This window comes from Massilia sp. Root133, from assembly GCF_001426525.1.
Classification (GTDB): Bacteria; Pseudomonadota; Gammaproteobacteria; order Burkholderiales; family Burkholderiaceae_D; genus Telluria; species Telluria orientalis.
Genome location: NZ_LMEW01000035.1, coordinates 61,458 through 75,086 on the forward strand (window position 1 = coordinate 61,458; position 13,629 = coordinate 75,086).

Consider the following 13,629-nt stretch of genomic DNA (forward strand, 5'->3'; position numbering starts at 1 on the left):
GTGGTGCGTGCGTTGCGCTATCATGGACGGATGTCCGATACCAACGCACCCCAAGAGTCCCAGGACGCGCAGGAAGAGACGCGCAGCCTCTACGAAATCATCGGCGGCGAAAGCCGCCTGCGCGAACTGGTCGACCGTTTCTACGACCTGATGCAACTGGAGCCGGATTTCGCCGGCATCCACGCGATGCACCCCGTCCCCAACGACAGCTCGCGCGAGAAGCTGTTCATGTTCCTGTCCGGCTGGATGGGCGGGCCGAACCTCTTCATCGAACGCCACGGCCACCCGATGCTGCGCGCGCGCCACCTGCCGTTCGCCATCGGCACGTCCGAGCGCGACCAGTGGCTGCGCTGCATGGCGATGGCGCTGGAAGATCTCGGCTACGACTACGAGTTGCGCCTCGCGCTGATGCAATCGTTTTATCAGACGGCCGACTGGATGCGGAACCGTCCGCATTAATATGCCTACGCTTGAATTCATCGTGCTCGCACTGGCGCTGCTGGCCGTGCTCGGCCTGCAGCTCGTCCTGCTGACCCGGGCGCGCCGCGGCGGCGACGAGCGCCACGCCTTCGAACGCCTGGAGCGCGAGCTGCGCCAGGAATTGCAGACCAGCGCCCAGTCCACGCGCCAGGAACTGGCCGCGCATCTGGCGCAGAACCAGGCCGCCACCGTGCAGCAGCTGGACAGCATGCGCCAGCAGATCCAGTTGAATTCGCAGGGCGGCCGCGAGGAACAGGCGCGCGCGCTCAAGCGCTTTTCCGACACCATCAACGGCGCGCTCGCGAACCTGACCGAATCGAACGCGCAGCGCATGCTGGAGATCCGCGCGACGCTCGAGGCCAAGATCCGCGACCTGCAGGACGATAACGCCAAGCGCCTGGAGGAGATGCGCCAGACCGTCGACGAAAAGCTGCACGCGACGCTGGAGACGCGCCTGACGGAATCGTTCCGCCAGGTGTCCGACCGGCTGGAAAAAGTGCACCAGGGCCTGGGCGAGATGCAGCAGCTGGCCATCGGCGTGGGCGACCTGAAACGCGTGCTCGTCAACGTGAAGACGCGCGGCACGTGGGGCGAGGTGCAACTGGAGATGCTGCTCGAGCAGGTCCTCACCGTCGACCAGTACGCCAAGAACGTCGAGACCGTGCGCGGTTCGAACGCGCGCGTGGAGTTCGCGATCAAGCTGCCGGGCCCAATCGACGGCGGCCCCCCGCTGTGGCTGCCCATCGACGCCAAGTTCCCGAAAGAGCAGTACGAACGCCTGCTGGAAGCGGCCGAGCAGGGCGATGCCGACGGCGTCGCGCGCGCGGGCGCGGAACTGGAACGCGCCGTGCGCGGCGAAGCGAAGACCATCTGCGAAAAATACGTGGCCCCGCCTGCGACGACGGATTTCGCCATCCTGTTCCTGCCGACCGAGGGCCTGTACGCCGAAGTGATGCGCCGCCCGGGCCTGGCCGACGACCTGCAGCGCACCTTGCGCGTGACGATCGCGGGGCCGTCGACCTTGGCGGCGCTGCTCAACAGCCTCCAAATGGGCTTCCGCACGCTGGCGCTGGAAAAGCGCTCGTCGGAAGTGTGGCAGGTGCTGGGCGCCGTGAAGACGGAATTCGGCAAGTTCGGCGACGTGCTGGCGCAGACCAAGCTGACCCTGGAACGCGCCGCGAAGAACATCGAAAGCGCCGAGGTGCGCAGCCGCCAGATGGCGCGCAAGCTCAAGTCGGTGGAGGCGTTGCCGAGCGAGGCGGCGCAACTGATGTTGGGCGCGTCGAGCGTCGACGCCGACGATTGAACCGCGGGCATTGTTGCAACCCCGTGCCCACCCGTACCGGAAGTTTCCTGGTCGCCTGGTGGGGCCGGGACCTCATCGAGTCCACTGACAAAGCAACGTCGACAGCTTCTCAGTCAACCTGACTGCAAAATTTTTGCTGTTAATCAAATTATTATTCGTTATTCATATGCTCAATCGGGCGCCATACTGTTGGCTTCTTGACCTGGTTACTTGCACAATGAATAGAACTGCAGACGCCTATCTTTCTTCTTCCATCGCGGCAAACCGTCATTCCTTCTTTTACCCCCGTGCGAAGTCTCTTCTTGCGAAGGCCAATGTGCGCCTCGACGGCAGCGCGCCATGGGACATGCGGATTCATCGTTCCGACGTCTTCAAGCGCGCTTTTTTGCGCGGCAACCTGGGGTTGGGCGAAGCATACATGGACGGCGATTGGGATGCCGAACAGCTCGACGAATTTTTTTGCCGCCTGCTGGCGGCACGCGTGGAAGACGACGTTAATCCGGTCGGCCTGACGCTCAACCGTATTGTCGCCGGCCTGTTCAATCGGCAGACATTGCGCCGCGCCTGGCAGGTAGGCGAAGTTCATTATGATCTGGGCAACGACTTCTACGCTGCCATGCTGGACCCGCGCATGACGTACACCTGCGGCTACTGGAAGGACGCGCTCAGTCTGGCCGACGCCCAGGAAGCGAAACTGGAACTCGTCTGCAGGAAGCTGCAACTGGAACCGGGCATGCGGGTCCTCGATATTGGCTGCGGCTGGGGCAGCTTCATGCGCTACGCGACCGAACGTTACAAGGTGGAATGCGTCGGCGTGACGATTTCGGCGGAACAGGCGAACTATGCACGGGAGCGCTACCCCGACGCCAAACTCGACTTCAGACTGCAGGATTACCGCACGGTGAACGAGCGCTTCGACCGCATCGTCAGTATCGGGATGTTCGAGCACGTGGGACACAAGAACTACCGTACCTACATGGAGGTGGCACACCGGTGCCTGAACGACGGGGGCCTGTTCCTGCTTCACACGATAGGCCGCAACCACCGTCACGGCATCTCGGATCCGTGGGTCGACAAGTATATCTTCCCGAACGGTGAACTGCCGTCGATGGGACACATCAGCGATGCCATCGAAGGCCTTTTCATCGCCGAGGACGTGCATAACTTCGGCGCGGACTACGACAGGACGCTGATGGCCTGGCATGAGAACTTCGAAACGGCATGGCCGCGTTTCGCCGACCGGCTGGGCCAGCGGTTCTATCGGATGTGGCGTTATTACCTGCTATCGTGCGCTGGCGCATTCCGCGCGCGCGACCTGCAGCTCTGGCAATGGGTGTTGTCGAAGGAAGGCGTGCCCGGCGGCTATTCGCGTGTCAGCTGACGCCTCGCGCCGCACTTGCCAACCCGCCCGCGATAGATCATGATTTTGCCAAGACTGACTCATTTTTTTTACAACTTTCTGCCTTCCTCCAACCAGATCAGTGCGCGCGAACGCCTGCGCAGCTGTCTCGGCGCCCTGATCGGCATCCTGATCACCGGCGCCGTCACCAGCCTGGCGTTGGGGCATTCATCGTCCGATTTGCCACTGCTCGTGGCGCCCATGGGCGCCTCCGCGGTCCTGCTCTTCGGCATGCCTGCCAGTCCACTGGCCCAGCCCTGGTCGCTGGTCGGCGGGAACCTGATCGCGGCGCTGTTGGGCGTGACATGCGCGCGCTGGATCGACATGCCTCTGGCGGCGTCCGCGCTGGCCGTGGGACTCTCGATCGCCCTGATGTTTCCCCTGCGCTGCTTTCACCCGCCATCCGGCGCGGTCGCGCTGACGGCCGTGTTGGGCGGCCCGGCGATCCATGCCCTCGGCTACCGGTTCGCGGTGCTGCCGATCGGGCTGAACTCCCTGGTCCTGCTTGCAAGCGCGATCGTCTACCACCGCATGACGGGGCATCGTTATCCGCATCGGGCACGGGCCAGGCGCGCACCGACGAACGACGAGAAGGCGCCGTTTACACGCGCAGACCTCGAAGCGGTGCTCATGGCGCGCAACGAAATGCTGGACATCGATGTCGGCGACCTCGAGGCGGTCCTCGGCGACGTCGAAGTGCGGGCTTATCGCCGCCGGATGGACAAACTCGACTGCGCGCGTGTCATGACGACCGGCGTCCTGGCCGTGGCGCCGACCGTCAGCGTCTGCAGCGCATGGGCGATACTCGTGCACCACAAGATCAAGGCGCTGCCGGTGCTCGACGACGAGCGCTCGGTGGTGGGCATCGTCACGCAAATGGACTTCATACGCCACGGAGCGCTTCCGCCTTTCATGAACAACACCGACGCCCGGCAGGTCGGCGACATCATGAGCGCCCCCGTCAAGACGGTGCGCGCGTCCCAGCTGGTGGCCGACCTCGTTCCGATGTTCGCCAGTTTCGGGCACCATCACCTTCCCGTCATCGATGCCGCCGGCAAGTTCGCCGGCATGATCACGCAGGCCAACCTGGTCAGGGGCCTGCACAAGCAACCAATAAGCGATGTCGATCCGCCTCGCCCTGCCGCGCCGATTGCGACGCCGGTCGAACATCTAGCGTAGACGTCAACATGGACATCAATCTTGCCCGCACGTTTCTCGCAGCTGCGGAAAGTGGAAGTTTCATCGCTGCAGCCGAACGCATGCACGTGTCACAGACCGCGATCAGCGCGCGCATCCGTACGCTGGAGCAGCAACTGGGACGACGCCTGTTCGCACGCAGCAAGGCCGGTACCCGGCTGACGCTGGCCGGCGAGCATTTCATACGCCATGCCACGAACATGGTGCAGATCTGGGAGCGCGCCCGCCAACAGGCGGCCTTGCCACCAGGACGAGAAGACGGCATCAGCGTTGGCGGCGAACTGAGCCTGTGGAACCCGCTGCTTGCCGACTGGCTGATCTGGATGCGCCGGCACTGCCCGAAGATCGCGCTGCGCGCGGAAGTGGGCCAGCCCACGCATCTGCTCGACCAGGTGAAAGACGGCGCACTGGATATCGCCCTCCTTTACAATCCGCCGCAGCGTCCCGGATTGGTGACGGAATTGCTGGTTGAGGAAAAGCTGATCATGATTACCTCGGATCCCGGGCAGGGGATGTATCCCGACCAGTACATCTATGTCGATTGGGGACCCAACTTCGCGGCGAACCACCAGGCTGCCTTTCCCGAATTGAATAGCCCGCCCATCTACATGTCGCTGGGACCCCTGGCCCTGACTTACCTGTTGACGGTCGGAGGCGCCGGTTATTTCCGCATTGGCGCGGCAAAGCCCTTGCTGGACGCTGGACTGGTGCACCGCGTCAGCGATGCACCGGAATTCTCCCACTCTGCCTATGCCGTGTACGCTGCGCAGCGCGACAACAGGACGATGGAACGTGCCGTCGCCGGGCTGCGTATCGCTGCGGCGGTACCGGACCGCTCCGGCCAGGGGCATGCGATCGCGGCGCGCCCGCGCGTGGGCACGTGACAGTCAAATCAGGCCCTCGAACAACAACACGTCGACCATGTCGCCGGCCTGCACCGTGCCCTGCTCATCGTGCAGCACCACCATGCAATTCGCCTCCGACATCGACCGCAGGATGCCCGACCCCTGCGACCCCGTGATCGTGACGGTCGGCTGGCCATCCGCGCCGCGGGCCAGGATGCCGCGCTGGTATTCCGTGCGGCCCGGTTTCTTGCGGATCGTCGCGGCCGAGCGGGCGCGCACCAGGGCCAAAGGCGCTTCGGCGCCCATCATGCGCAGCAGCGCCTCGCGCGCGAAGAAGTAGAACGACACCATCACCGCCACCGGGTTGCCCGGCAGCCCGAACAGGAAGGCGCTGCGGCCGTTCGAGGCGATGCGGCCGAAGGCCAGCGGGCGGCCCGGGCGCATGCCGATCTTCCAGAACGTCACGTCGCCCAGGCGCGCCATGATCTGCTTCGTGTAGTCGGCCGCGCCGACGGAGACGCCGCCCGATGTGATGATGGCGTCCGCGTTCTCGCACGCGTCGCGCAACGCCTGTTCGAGCGCCTGCGGATCGTCGCGCACGACGCCCATGTCGATCAGGTCGCAGCCCAGGCGCTGCAGCATGCCGTAGATCGTGTAGCGGTTGCTGTCGTAGACGCAGCCTTCGTCCAGCGGCTGGCCGATCGAGCGCAGTTCGTCGCCGGTCGAGAAGAACGCCACGCGCAGGCGGCGCTGCACGGGGACTTCCGCCACGCCCAGCGACGCGAGCAGCCCGAGGTCGGCCGGACGCACGATCTTGCCGGCGCGCAGCGCGGCGCTGCCGGCCTTCAGGTCTTCGCCGGCCAGGCGGCGGTTGTCGCCGGTGCGGATGGTGCCGGGTGCGATGACCATCGTGTCGCCCTCGACGCTGACGAATTCCTGCGGCACGACGCTGTCGCAGCCGGCCGGCATGACGCCACCCGTCATGATGCGCACGCATTCGCCCGCTTGCGGACTTCCGTCGAACGCGCGGCCCGCGTACGCGGTGCCGATCACGCGCAGGCGCGCGGGCGCGTCGGCCGGGAGGTCCGATCCGCGCAGCGCGTAGCCGTCCATCGCCGAGTTGTCGTGGGCCGGCACGTTGATCGGCGAGACGATGTCGGCCGCGAGCACGCGGCCCAGCGCGGCCCGCAGCGCCACCATCTCCGTCGCGCGCACGGGCGTGACGAATTCGCGGATGATGCGCTGGGCGTCGCGCACGGGCAGGGCGTCCGGGTCGTACGCGGAGAGGCAGCTGACCACGTCCGCCAGGCGCGGCGGTGTGGAGGGCGTGGTATCGAGGTCGCGCAGCTCATCGAGCGTGTTGATGTTGCGGAAGGCGTCGGCGGCGTCGAACAGCACCTCGGTGACCTTGATCTGCGGGTACCAGCCGTCCATGCGCCGCCCGCCGCCATCGAGGTAGGCCGACAGCACGGGCTCCAGGCCGGCCTTCAGCAGGCAGAACACGGGATGCACCTGGCGCCGGCCGTTTTCTTCGGTGACGGCGACGGCGAGATCGGCGCCGGCCGCGCGCAGGCCCTCGTGCAGGCGCTCCGCGAGGTCGGCCGGCAGGAACGGCGAATCGCATGGCGCCGTGAGCAGGTACGTGGTCGCGCAGCGGCGCAGGCCCGCCTGCAGGCCGGCCAGCGGACCCGCGTAGTCGGGCGTGTCGTCCGGCCAGACGGGCACGCCGTACGCGGCATACGTGTCCAGGTTGCGGTTGGCGTTGATGGCGACCGTCGCGACCTGCGGTTCGAGGCGCGCCAGCACGTGCGCGGCCATGGTCGTGCCGCCGAAGGGCTGCAGGCCCTTGTCGACGTGGCCCATGCGCGTGCCGCGGCCGCCGGCCAGGATCAGGCCGCTGATGGATTCCTTGTTCATGTTTTTTTATCCGCCGATGTAGGACATTTCGATTTTCTGTGCGCTGGCCGCCCGCGGGGACAGGCCCGCCGTGTTGACGGTGCGCGTTTCCGAATAGCGGTCGGCGCGCGCGCGCCAGAGCCGGGCGATGGCCGTCTGCATCTCCTGGTCCGTGCGCCCGCCGCGCAGCAGCTCACGCAGGTCGTGGCCGCGGGTCGCGAACAAACACGTGTACAGCTTGCCCTCGGTCGACAGGCGGATGCGCGAACAGTCGTGACAGAACGCCTGCGTGACACTGGAGATCATGCCGACTTCACCGCCGCCGTCGACATAGCGCCAGCGCTGCGCCGTCTCGCCCGCGTAGTTGGCGACTATCGGTTCCAGCGGCATCTCGGCCGAGATGCGGCGCACGACTTCGCTCGACGGCACCACTTCCGTCATGTTCCAGCCGTTCGACGCGCCCACGTCCATGTATTCGATGAAGCGCAGGATCGCCGGCGTGCCCTTGAAGTGGCGCGCCATCGGCAGGATCTGGTCGTCGTTCATGCCGCCCTTGACGACCATGTTGACCTTGATGGGCCCCAGGCCGGCGGTGTGGGCGGCGTCGATGCCGGCCAGGACATCGGCCACGGCGAAGTCGACGTCGTTCATGCGCTTGAACACCGCGTCGTCGATGGCGTCGAGCGAGACCGTCACGCGGTCCAGGCCCGCGTCCTTCAAGGTCTGCGCCTTGCGCGCCAGTAGCGAGCCGTTGGTGGTGAGCGTGAGGTCGAGCGGACGGCCGGACGGCGTCTCGATGGCGCGCAGCTGTTCGACCAGGCGCTCCAGGTTCTTGCGCAGCAGCGGCTCGCCGCCCGTCAGGCGGATCTTTTCGACGCCGTGGGCCACGAACAGCCGCGCCACGCGCGCGATCTCTTCGAAATTGAGCAGCGCCGCGTGGGGCAGGTAGGCGTAATCCTTGTCGAAGACTTCCTTCGGCATGCAGTACACGCAGCGGAAGTTGCAACGGTCCGTGACGGAGATGCGCAGGTCGTGCAGGGGCCGCCCGAGGGCGTCGGCGAGCAGGCCGGTCGGTGTCTCCAGCGTGTCGGGGACGGCCAGCGCGGGCGCGCGCGCGTCGGCCACCATGATGATTTTTTCAGCCATGCCAATACGATAGCAGAAGGCCGGCCAGGGCGCAGGCAACGATGGTCTTGATCGTCCCGGTTCTGTAGCGCAATAACGCCACCGCGGCGGCCGTGCCGATGGCGATCGCGTCCCAGCGCGGCGCGCCGCGATCGAGGAACACGTGGGCGCCGAAGAACACGGCCAGGCTCGCGATGACGCCGACGACGGCCGCCGAGATCGCCGTCAGCGGCGCCGTCAGCCGCACGTCGCCGCGCGTGGACTCGACCAGCGGCCCGCCCGCGAGGATGAACACGAACGACGGTAAAAACGTGAAGAACGTCACCACACAAGCCGCGACGATGCCGGCCAGGAAGCGGGCGTCCGATCCGAACAGCGCATGGGTCCAGCCGCCGACGAAGCCGACGAACGCGACGATCATGATCAGGGGCCCGGGCGTCGTCTCGCCCAGCGCGAGGCCGTCGATCATCTGGCCGGCGTCGAGCCAGTGATACTGTTCGACGGCGTGCTGCACGACGTAGGGCAGCACGGCATACGCGCCGCCGAACGTCAGCAGCGCCATCTTGCCGAAGAACGCGCCCATGCGCGGCAGTTCGCCGTCCGGTCCGTACACGAGGGCCAGTCCCGCCCAGCCTGCCAGTCCGAGCGCGCAGCCGGCCACGGCGACCGTCATCAGGCGCCCCCAGCTGAAGCGGGCATGGGCCGGCGTCGGCGTCGTGTCGTCGATCAGTGCCGCCGGATGCGGGGCGCCGTCGGCTGCCGTGCCGTGGGCGCCGCCGGGTTCGAACAGCGCGGGCCGCAACCGGCCGCCGACGAACCCGGCCGCCGCCGCGCCCAGCACGATCAGGGGGAACGGCACGCCCAGCAGGTCGATGCCGATGAATGCGGCGAGCGCGACGCCGACCAGCAAGCCATTGCGGAGTGTCCGGCTGCCGATGCGCCACGCGGCCGCCAGCACGATCGCGACGACGGCCGGCTTGATGCCCGCCATGATCCCGGCGATGGCGGGCACCTGGCCCCACGTCATGTAGATCCACGACAGCGCGATCAGGACGACCAGCGACGGCAGCACGAACAGCACCCCGGCCGCGATCCCGCCCGGCACGCGGTGCAGCAGCCAGCCGATGTAGATCGCCAACTGCGTCGCTTCCGGTCCCGGAAGCAGCATGCAGTAATTCAGCGCGTGCAGGAACCGCCGCTCGGAAATCCAGCGGCGCCGTTCGACGAGCTCGGCGTGCATCATGGCGATCTGCCCGGCCGGGCCGCCGAAGCTGATGAAGCCCAGCTTGAGCCAGTAGCGCAGGGCGGTGCGGAAGGAAACGGGAGCGGGCGGGGCGGACAAGGCGGTGGGGCAACGGTTGATGAGTTGCCCATCTTACACGCATCATCCAGGTGAGCGGTGACTCACTTCCACCAGGATGCCGCCCGGCGCGTGAACGTAGAACAGCGTTGCCCCGCGCTGGAACGACACGGGTGGCAGGTCCGTCACGCCCGCCGCCTGCAGGCGCGCGTGGGCGGCGTGCACGGCTGCGTCGGAGTCGACGAGGAAGCCGATATGGAAGTTGTCCGGATAGTCCTGCGCGCCTGCCGTGCGGCGCCGCGTGAGGACGAGCGCGAATCCACCTTCGCCCAGCAGCAGGGCGAAGCCGTTATTGCCGCGCGTGTCGACCAGGCGGAAGCCGAAATGGGTGGTGAAGAAGGCGGCGGTGGCCGCGACGTCGGGGACGGGAAGATCCAGGTGATTCAGTTGCATGACGTGCTCCGATGATGGGCTCGCACGGAACGATCCGCCACTGAGGGCATGCGCGCACGAACCCGTTAAGCGCAATGGCGCCGGACGGTTCGTCGCGGGTACTCATGCGCGGACGCATGGAACAGAGCTTCTGCGCATGGCGCGCGAAGGGACCGGGCTTACCAAAAACGGTCCTGCCTTTTTCGACGCGGTCATCGTAGCACAGGTATAAAAAAAGGAAGCCCGCAGGCTTCCTTCTTGTCAGGGCAACGCGTTTATTGACGCGTATCCACCTGGATCAGCGGCTCGTTGACCGGCGGCGGCGCTGGCTTGCGCGTGCGGCGCGGACGTGCCGGCGCTTCCGCCTGCGCGGCTGCTTCCTGGGCGGCGCGCAGCTTTTCCGGATCCGTCGACGCCAGCGTCAGGCCGGCTTGTTCCAGCAGCTCGTTCAAGTCGGCCGGCGCGGCGACCACCGGGGCCGGTGCGACGGCCGGGGCAGCCGGTGCCGCTTGCGCGACGACAGGCTGTTCGACCTCGGCCGGTGCCAGTGCCGGAGTAGGAGCCGGAGTCGGAGCGGGAGCCGGAGCGGGCGCGGCGGCCAGAGCGGCCGGGGCTTCGACAGGCGTTTCGACCGGCTGGGCGGCAACATCGGCCTCGGCCTTGTCGGCCACGGCAGCGGCAACCGACTCGGTCGTCGGGAACGGCCACGGCGTCGGGGCGGCCGGCGCTGCCTCGACGACGGGCTCGGCCGGCACAGCAGCCTGAGCAGCCGCAGCCGCAGCCGCGGCGGCCTGCTCGGCCTGGACGCGGGCAGCTTCCGCCTGCTCGGCAGCAGCCTTCTCGGCCGCGGCTTTCACTGCTGCAGCCTTGACCGATTCCGAGGTCGGGAACGGCCACGGACCCAAGGCAACGGCCTTGCCGGGTTTTGCTTCAGGCTTGGCTTTCGCAGCCTTCGCCTCGGCCTGGACCTTGGCGGCTTCTTCGTCGGCGACCGGCGTGAAAGCCGGGGCTTCGCCTTCGACGACGTCCTGCTCGGCGCCCTCGACCTGGTCGCGGTCGCGACGGTTGCGGTTACGGCCGCCACGACGGCGGCGGCGGCGCGGCTCGTCGCCGTGCGCGTCGGTGTCCAGTTCCTCGCCATCCGGGCCGACGGTCGCTACGTCAATGTTCGCCGTCACCGGCTTCAGTGCTTCCGGGATCTCCGGCTCGCCGGCCAGCGTGATGGCCGCCTGGGCCGCCACGGCCTGGGCCGCGTTCAGCTCCTCGGTCTTGGCTTCCACGGGAGCGCGCTCGGCGCGTTCCGTACGCTCGGCACCTTCACGCGGCGGACGCGGCTGGCGCGGTGCGCGTTCCGGACGTTCGCCACGCTCCGGACGCTCGCTGCGTTCGGCACGTTCGCCACGCGGGGCCTGCGGTTGTGCATCCGCCGTGACGGCGGCCTGTTCGCGCGGCTCGCGGGCTTCGCGCGGTTGACGCGGCTGGCGCGGCGGACGCGCCGGCTTGCCTTCGGTCTCGACCGGCTTGGCGCCTTCCACGGCGGCGTTCACATCGCGTTCCTCGCGCTCGGCGCGGTTGCGGCCATTGCCGCCGGCGGTGCCGTTGCGGCCGCCGCGGGCATTGCGCTGGCCACGGTTGCCACGCTCGCCGCGTTCGCCGGCGGCCGGTGCGGCTTCAGCGGGCTTGGGCGGGGCGACCGGTGCGGGCGGCGGCGCGACCGGGACCGGACGGCCGAAGAAGAAGTTGCGCAGCTTGGTGAAGAAACCTTCCTGGGCCGGCGGCGTCCAGGCCGCAGCGGCGGGCGCGGCGGCCGGTGCCGGGGCGGGTGCCTCGACCGGCTTGGCCGGCTGGCGGTCGACCATCGGTGCCGGCTGGGCCGGGGTGATCGTCTTGACGACGGCTTCCTGGCGCGGCTTGGCTTCTTCCTTCTGGCGCTTGGCGAAGGCCATGTCGGTGTCGGCCGACTCGGCCATCGTGTAGCTGGCGGCGTCGTCGTCCAGGCGCGGATCGTCGTGCTTGATACGCTCGAGCTTGTAGTGCGGCGTTTCCAGGTGTTTGTTCGGGACCAGGATGACCGTGATACGGTGGCGCGTCTCGATCTTGAGGACTTCGCCGCGCTTTTCGTTCAGCAGGAAAGCGGCGACGTCGACCGGGACCTGGACGTGGATCGCGGCCGAGTTCTCCTTCATCGCCTCTTCCTGGATGATGCGCAGCACCTGCAGGGCGGACGATTCGGTATCGCGGATGTGGCCGGTGCCCGAGCAGCGCGGGCAGGTCACGTGCGAACCTTCCGACAGCGACGGACGCAGGCGCTGGCGCGACAGTTCCATCAGGCCGAAGCGGGAGATCTTGCCCATCTGGACGCGTGCACGGTCGTGGTGCAGGGCATCCTTCAGGCGCTGTTCCACTTCGCGCTGGTTCTTGGCGACTTCCATGTCGATGAAGTCGATGACGATCAGGCCGCCCAGGTCGCGCAGGCGCAGCTGGCGGGCCACTTCGTCGGCCGCTTCCAGGTTCGTGTTGAACGCGGTGGTCTCGATGTCCGAGCCGCGGGTGGCGCGGGCCGAGTTGACGTCGATGGAGACGAGGGCTTCGGTGTGGTCGATCACGATCGCGCCGCCCGACGGCAGCGGCACGGTGCGCGAATACGCAGTCTCGATCTGGTGCTCGATCTGGAAGCGGGAGAACAGCGGCACGTCGTCCGTGTAGCGCTTCACGCGGTGCGCCATGTCGGGCATCACGTGGCTCATGAACTGCTGGGCCTGGTCGAAGATCTCGTCGGTATCGATCAGGACTTCGCCGATGTCAGGCTGGAAGTAGTCGCGGATCGCGCGGATGACCAGCGACGATTCTTGATAGATCAGGAACGGACCCGGGGCCGACTTGCCGGCGCCTTCGATCGCGCGCCACAGCTGCATCAGGTAATTCAGGTCCCACTGGAGCTCTTCGACGTTGCGGCCGATGCCGGCGGTGCGGGCGATGACCGACATGCCCTGCGGCAGGTCCAGCTTGTCCATCGTCTCGCGCAGTTCCTGGCGCTCTTCGCCTTCGACGCGGCGCGATACGCCGCCGCCGCGCGGATTGTTCGGCATCAGGACCAGGTAGCGGCCGGCCAGCGAAATGAACGAGGTCAGGGCCGCGCCCTTGTTGCCGCGTTCTTCCTTTTCGACCTGCACCATGATTTCCTGGCCTTCGCGCAGGGCTTCCTTGATCGTGCAGTTGCGGACGTCGACGCCGTCGCGGAAATAGGAGCGGGCAACTTCTTTGAAGGGGAGGAAACCGTGGCGCTCTTCGCCGTAGCTGACGAAACAGGCTTCGAGAGAGGGTTCGATGCGGGTGATGACGCCTTTGTAGATGTTCGACTTTCGCTGTTCGCGACCGGCGGTCTCGATATCGATGTCGATCAGTTTCTGGCCATCGACGATCGCTACGCGCAGCTCCTCCTGCTGGGTAGCGTTAAACAACATACGTTTCATTTTTATAAACTCCGCGACCCGTGGGCCGTTTCATGCCGTCTTTATGCAAGAGCGGCGAAAGTACAGGGATGTACGCGGGGAAGGGAGTGTTGGCGGTGGTATGCCCGGGGTGTGGCACGGCATGGCCGGCCACAGGGCGCAGTGGCGTCGAACGACATTGCCCCGCGCACGAACGT

Annotated in this window: 10 protein-coding genes; 5 read left to right on the plus strand and 5 right to left on the minus strand. The window is 67.0% G+C overall.

What is annotated here, in order from left to right; translation table 11 throughout:
* Positions 1-30: 30 nt before the first annotated feature.
* The 5 genes from ASD28_RS27070 (at position 31) to ASD28_RS27090 (ending at position 5,266) form a co-directional block, all read left to right on the plus strand.
* Complete coding sequence (locus ASD28_RS27070; RefSeq protein WP_056136165.1) at positions 31-459, plus strand: group II truncated hemoglobin; 429 nt, start codon at positions 31-33, stop codon at positions 457-459.
* A 1-nt stretch (position 460) separates the two neighbouring features.
* The gene (locus tag ASD28_RS27075) at positions 461-1,786 is read left to right on the plus strand and encodes a DNA recombination protein RmuC (RefSeq protein WP_056136167.1); all 1,326 of its coding nucleotides are present in this window, start codon (positions 461-463) and stop codon (positions 1,784-1,786) included.
* A gap of 217 nt (positions 1,787-2,003) precedes the next feature.
* Entirely contained in the window at positions 2,004-3,167 is a 1,164-nt protein-coding gene (gene cfa, locus ASD28_RS27080) for a cyclopropane fatty acyl phospholipid synthase (RefSeq protein ID WP_056136169.1), read from the plus strand.
* Positions 3,168-3,206: 39 nt separating this feature from the next.
* The gene (locus ASD28_RS27085) at positions 3,207-4,364 is read left to right on the plus strand and encodes an HPP family protein (RefSeq protein WP_056136171.1); all 1,158 of its coding nucleotides are present in this window, start codon (positions 3,207-3,209) and stop codon (positions 4,362-4,364) included.
* Positions 4,365-4,372: 8 nt separating this feature from the next.
* Positions 4,373-5,266 carry a LysR family transcriptional regulator gene (locus ASD28_RS27090; RefSeq protein ID WP_056136173.1) on the plus strand — a complete coding sequence of 298 codons (894 nt, stop codon included), beginning with the start codon at positions 4,373-4,375 and terminating at the stop codon, positions 5,264-5,266.
* Between the two features lie 3 nt (positions 5,267-5,269).
* On the opposite strand, the gene glp is transcribed toward ASD28_RS27090, so the two are convergent.
* The 5 genes from glp to ASD28_RS27115 all read right to left on the minus strand — a co-directional run bounded on the left by glp (position 5,270) and on the right by ASD28_RS27115 (position 13,453).
* Positions 5,270-7,144: a gephyrin-like molybdotransferase Glp gene (glp, locus tag ASD28_RS27095; RefSeq protein WP_056136175.1), complete on the minus strand. Its 1,875-nt coding sequence runs from the start codon at positions 7,142-7,144 to the stop codon at positions 5,270-5,272.
* A gap of 6 nt (positions 7,145-7,150) precedes the next feature.
* On the minus strand, positions 7,151-8,269 hold the full coding sequence (gene moaA / locus ASD28_RS27100; RefSeq protein ID WP_056136177.1) for a GTP 3',8-cyclase MoaA: 1,119 nt from the start codon (positions 8,267-8,269) through the stop codon (positions 7,151-7,153).
* The gene (gene chrA, locus ASD28_RS27105) at positions 8,262-9,590 is read right to left on the minus strand and encodes a chromate efflux transporter (RefSeq protein ID WP_056136179.1); all 1,329 of its coding nucleotides are present in this window, start codon (positions 9,588-9,590) and stop codon (positions 8,262-8,264) included. The genes moaA and chrA overlap by 8 nt, the downstream gene beginning before the upstream one ends.
* 42 nt (positions 9,591-9,632) lie before the next feature.
* Positions 9,633-10,001: a VOC family protein gene (locus ASD28_RS27110; RefSeq protein ID WP_056136181.1), complete on the minus strand. Its 369-nt coding sequence runs from the start codon at positions 9,999-10,001 to the stop codon at positions 9,633-9,635.
* 254 nt (positions 10,002-10,255) lie between these two features.
* Positions 10,256-13,453, minus strand: coding sequence for an Rne/Rng family ribonuclease (locus tag ASD28_RS27115; protein WP_056136184.1), 3,198 nt, complete (start codon positions 13,451-13,453; stop codon positions 10,256-10,258).
* Positions 13,454-13,629 lie beyond the last annotated feature (176 nt).

What these genes read in the sequence shown, in the direction of transcription:
- ASD28_RS27085 (WP_056136171.1), top strand. Translation starts at nt 3,207, where the DNA reads ATGATTTTGCCAAGACTGACTCATTTTTTTTACAACTTTCTGCCTTCC.
- cfa (WP_056136169.1), top strand. Translation starts at nt 2,004, where the DNA reads ATGAATAGAACTGCAGACGCCTATCTTTCTTCTTCCATCGCGGCAAAC.
- moaA (WP_056136177.1), bottom strand. Translation starts at nt 8,269, where the DNA reads ATGGCTGAAAAAATCATCATGGTGGCCGACGCGCGCGCGCCCGCGCTG.
- ASD28_RS27090 (WP_056136173.1), top strand. Translation starts at nt 4,373, where the DNA reads ATGGACATCAATCTTGCCCGCACGTTTCTCGCAGCTGCGGAAAGTGGA.
- glp (WP_056136175.1), bottom strand. Translation starts at nt 7,144, where the DNA reads ATGAACAAGGAATCCATCAGCGGCCTGATCCTGGCCGGCGGCCGCGGC.
- ASD28_RS27075 (WP_056136167.1), top strand. Translation starts at nt 461, where the DNA reads ATGCCTACGCTTGAATTCATCGTGCTCGCACTGGCGCTGCTGGCCGTG.
- ASD28_RS27070 (WP_056136165.1), top strand. Translation starts at nt 31, where the DNA reads ATGTCCGATACCAACGCACCCCAAGAGTCCCAGGACGCGCAGGAAGAG.
- ASD28_RS27115 (WP_056136184.1), bottom strand. Translation starts at nt 13,453, where the DNA reads ATGAAACGTATGTTGTTTAACGCTACCCAGCAGGAGGAGCTGCGCGTA.
- ASD28_RS27110 (WP_056136181.1), bottom strand. Translation starts at nt 10,001, where the DNA reads ATGCAACTGAATCACCTGGATCTTCCCGTCCCCGACGTCGCGGCCACC.